Source organism: Streptomyces jumonjinensis (genome assembly GCF_009600885.1).
In the GTDB taxonomy this organism is placed as follows: Bacteria; Actinomycetota; Actinomycetes; order Streptomycetales; family Streptomycetaceae; genus Streptomyces; species Streptomyces jumonjinensis.
This window is the reverse complement of record NZ_VCLA01000201.1, coordinates 96,197-96,442: the sequence shown is the minus strand read 5'-3', so window position 1 is coordinate 96,442 and position 246 is coordinate 96,197. Positions and strand designations below refer to the sequence as shown.

1 pseudogene is annotated in these 246 nt (G+C 71.1%); it reads right to left on the bottom strand.

Annotated elements, in window-relative coordinates:
- Positions 1-216 (bottom strand): annotated as a pseudogene (locus tag FF041_RS38555) (hypothetical protein); the annotation flags it as partial.
- Between the last annotated feature and the right edge of the window lie 30 nt (positions 217-246).

Sequence of the window (246 nt, the reverse complement as noted above, 5' to 3'; positions counted from 1 at the left end):
GGGGCGGAACTGGATCACCATCCGCCACCGGGTCTGCGGGTCGACGTACACCTTGTGGCAGCCGGCCAGCTCCCGGTGCATCCGCGCCCCACGCTCGTTCCCGTGGACCAGGTGCTGGAGTTCCAGCAGTGCCAGATCCCGGATCTTGTCCGGCACGGACCGCAGATCCTCCAGCGCCTCCGGGTGGGCGGCGAACCCGAAACGCGCCTGCTTCACGACCGCCCCCGTCCCGGACGGACGGCCCCT